Source organism: Streptomyces sp. NPDC001781, from assembly GCF_053596035.1.
The window spans coordinates 1-3,023 of the sequence record NZ_JBSFFI010000073.1 but is presented as its reverse complement, the minus strand read 5'-3'; the positions used below and the strand labels follow the sequence as shown (position 1 = coordinate 3,023).

Genomic DNA, 3,023 nt, shown 5'->3' with positions numbered 1-3,023 from the left:
GGCGGTGATGCCGTCGGATGCGGCCTTCACCTTGCCGGTGAACAGGTCCGGCTCGGTCTGCTTGAGCTTGTCCAGCGTCTGGTCGGCCAGCTCGTCACGGTGCACGAGGATGACCACGCGGGTGCCGTGCTCGGCGATGTGCTCGGCCGCCATCCGGGAGAAGACGACCGTCTTCCCCATGCCGGTGGCCAGCACGACGGCCGGCCGCTGCATCCCGTCAGCCCACGCCGCCTGTACCGCGTCGATGGCCTCGCGCTGGTACGGGCGGAGCTGGAGGGTCTGACTCGCCGGGCTCATGACGTCTCGCTCCTCCCCGCTGCCGCCGCAGCGATGAACTCGGTGGCCACGGCGTCCGGGCACGGCCCAGGCTGCGGCAGGCCGTGCATCTGGCAGTAGCCGTGGTGGTCGAGGACACACGGCTCATCGTCGTGCAGCTCGTCCAGGAGCGGCACGACGACCCCCAGCACGGAGTCCACGCCGCGCTTCCACGCCTCGTACAAGACATACGGCTGGTTGTCGTCCCGCAGGCCGTCCGGGACCTTCACGCCCCGGTACGTCGGGGAGTAGCGGTCCTCCATGTAGGCCACGGCGGCGCCGGACTCCATGACGGAGACGACCGAGAACCCCCGGCCCTCCAGTTGCCGCGCGCGGGCATACGCCGCGTCGTACGGCATGGCGGCCGTCAACTGCTCGTGCCCGTCCGCGTCGATGTAGAGGACCCGGTACGCGGTCGCGGTCTCGCCGCTCATGCCGCCACCGCCGGCGGGAACTGCGGGTTGTGCCACGCCATCCTGGCCAGTCCGTCGGCGGACGGGATCTGCCGGTGGTGCACGACGATCAGGTGCTCCCACAGCTCGGCGAAGTGCTCGCCGTCCGTCGGCCCGTCGTAGGCGAACGGCTGCGAGCAGTAGGTGCAGCGCACCTTGGGCCCCGGCGGCATGGCGGAGGCGAGCGCCCGGAAGCGCAGGTCTTCCAGCGTCAGCATCAGGGGCGCGTCATCGACGGAGACCGGAGTGAACCCGGTCCCGAGCAGGTTCAGCGTGGCGTAGTAGGCGATCTGTTCCGTGGTCATGAGTCCGTGATCCTCCCAGTGAGGCGCACAATCACCGAACCCGCGTGTCACGGGGCCCGGTCGGGCGCCTTCCGGCCCGGCGTCCCGGGGGTTCCTTGGTCTGTGGTCGGCGTGGCTCCGTCGGGCCCCGCTGTCCTTTATGATACCCAGCGTATAAGCGTGTGTAAACGTGGGTATCATCGAACCGAGCACGTAACGAACCGTCAAGGAGGAGCAGTGGACGAGTACCTGACCGTCAAGCAGGTGGCCGAGCGCGCGGACGTCGCGCCGGGCTCGGTGTACCGGTGGCTGGACGACCCGAGTGTGCCGCTGGACCGTCACAAGACGCCCACCGGGCGGGTCCTGATCTCCACGGAGCAGGCGGACGCGTGGATCGCCGCGCGGAACACGCCCATCGTCGTCAGCGTCGCGTCGTCCTCGCCGGCCGCCGTGTCCGGCATCGCGTCGTGAACCTGTACGAGGTCGTCAAGCCGATACCGACCACCGTGCACGGGGTGACCACCCGCAGCCGGCTGGAGGCCCGCTGGATCACCTTCTTCCAGCACGCGGGCATCCCGTGGGAGTACGAGCCGCAGGCGTACCGCATCGGCTCGCGCGGCTACCTCCCCGACTTCCGGATCCGGCCGTTCCGTGGCGCTGACCAGGCGTGGATGGAGATTAAGCCCCACGCGGATACCTTTGACGACCCACGCTGGGCGGGGCTCGTCACCAAGACGGGTCTGATGTTGTTCACGGTGCGCGGACTGCACCGCTCGGGGGATGTCTGCGGGCGGGACCACACCGTCCGCGTCTGGCACCCGAGCGGCATGGTCGCCGACGTGCACCGCATGTGGACCGGCCCGGAGTTCCGGACGGCGTGGGCTGCCGCTCACGCGGCCCGGTTCGACCGCCGCGCACCCGCCGGCCGGAAGGGGAGGAGACCACCACCGTGAGGACCACGCCCCACACCCCGACCAAGGAAGAACTGACCAAGGAACGAGGAAAGCGATGACCACCTACGTGGAGACGAACCCGGGGCAGGTGTCCGACCACCACGCGGCGGAACTGGACGCCAGCGTGATCAGCCCCGACGTGCGCGACGCCCGGGGCTACGAAACCCTGTACGGCACCGAGGAGGACCGCGCGCGGCTGCGCGAGGAGTCCATTCCGGTATGGGCGTGGCGCGAGGAGAGCGCCTTTCCCGGCCTGCTCATCCCGCTGTACCGGGTGACCGGCGAGCGGATCGGCGCGATGTTCAAGCCCGGTCAGCCGCAGCCGCACGAGGGTAAGCGGGTGAAGTACGCGGCCTCCAAGGGGAAGTCGCGCCTGGACGTCCCTCCGATGATGGCGAACGCGGTGCGCACCGTCTCGGCGCCGCTGTGGATCACTGAGGGTGTGAAGAAGGCCGACGCTCTCGCCTCCAAGGGCATCCCCGTCGTCACTCTGTCCGGCGTCTACAACTGGCGTGGCACCCACGGCACCCTGGGCGACTGGGAGGACATCCCGCTCAAGGGCCGCACGGTCGTCGTCTGCTTCGACGCGGACGCCAAGACGAACCGCATGGTGCTCAACGCCATGCGCCGACTCGGCCTCTGGCTGGAGTCCAAGGGCGCGGCGGACATCAGGTACCTGATCGTCCCGGAGAAAGCCGGCGAGACCGAAGTCAAGGGGGTGGATGACTACTTTCACGCCGGCGGGGACCTCGACGGTCTGCGGGACGCGGCCACGAGAGAGATCCCCAGCGACAACACGAGGGACGCCGCTTTCAGTGACGCCGTCCTCGCGGACACCGCGTGCGCCGAGGCCCTGGACGGCAAGTACCGGTGGGCGGCCGGGCTCGGATGGATGCGCTGGGACGGCAAGGTGTGGAACGAGTGCACCGACGCCTCCGTGATGGAGGAGATCCGTCAGTGGGCGCTGTCCGGGTTCACGCGAGTGCTCGACAAGCAGCGCGAGGAGGCGAGCAAGGACT

Annotated in this window: 6 protein-coding genes; 3 read left to right on the top strand and 3 right to left on the bottom strand. The window is 69.4% G+C overall.

All coding sequences use genetic code 11. From position 1 onward, the window contains the following. The 3 genes from ACWCV3_RS28625 to ACWCV3_RS28615 all read right to left on the bottom strand — a co-directional run. Window positions 1-297, bottom strand: a 297-nt coding sequence (locus ACWCV3_RS28625) for a DEAD/DEAH box helicase family protein (RefSeq protein ID WP_451230178.1), incomplete at its 3' end; no start/stop codon positions are given. Next, window positions 294-749, bottom strand: a complete 456-nt coding sequence (locus ACWCV3_RS28620) for a hypothetical protein (protein WP_451230175.1) — start codon at window positions 747-749, stop codon at window positions 294-296. The genes ACWCV3_RS28620 and ACWCV3_RS28625, both read right to left, overlap by 4 nt. Beyond that, complete coding sequence (locus ACWCV3_RS28615; RefSeq protein ID WP_451230173.1) at window positions 746-1,072, bottom strand: hypothetical protein; 327 nt, start codon at window positions 1,070-1,072, stop codon at window positions 746-748. Before ACWCV3_RS28615 ends, ACWCV3_RS28620 begins: the two co-directional genes overlap by 4 nt. Window positions 1,073-1,288: 216 nt before the next feature. Here ACWCV3_RS28615 and ACWCV3_RS28610 point away from each other — a divergent pair, with 216 nt between their 5' ends. From ACWCV3_RS28610 to ACWCV3_RS28600, 3 genes are all read left to right on the top strand, one after another. Then, window positions 1,289-1,522 (top strand): helix-turn-helix transcriptional regulator, encoded by a 234-nt coding sequence (locus tag ACWCV3_RS28610; RefSeq protein ID WP_451230170.1) that lies wholly within the window; start codon window positions 1,289-1,291, stop codon window positions 1,520-1,522. After that, a complete protein-coding gene (locus ACWCV3_RS28605) occupies window positions 1,519-2,004 on the top strand; it encodes a hypothetical protein (RefSeq protein WP_451230167.1) in 486 nt (161 codons plus the stop codon). Before ACWCV3_RS28610 ends, ACWCV3_RS28605 begins: the two co-directional genes overlap by 4 nt. A gap of 55 nt (window positions 2,005-2,059) precedes the next feature. Further along, window positions 2,060-3,023 (top strand): DUF3854 domain-containing protein (locus ACWCV3_RS28600; RefSeq protein ID WP_451230164.1); only part of this gene is annotated, 964 nt, incomplete at its 3' end.

What these genes read in the sequence shown, in the direction of transcription:
- ACWCV3_RS28615 (WP_451230173.1), bottom strand. Translation starts at nt 1,072, where the DNA reads ATGACCACGGAACAGATCGCCTACTACGCCACGCTGAACCTGCTCGGG.
- ACWCV3_RS28620 (WP_451230175.1), bottom strand. Translation starts at nt 749, where the DNA reads ATGAGCGGCGAGACCGCGACCGCGTACCGGGTCCTCTACATCGACGCG.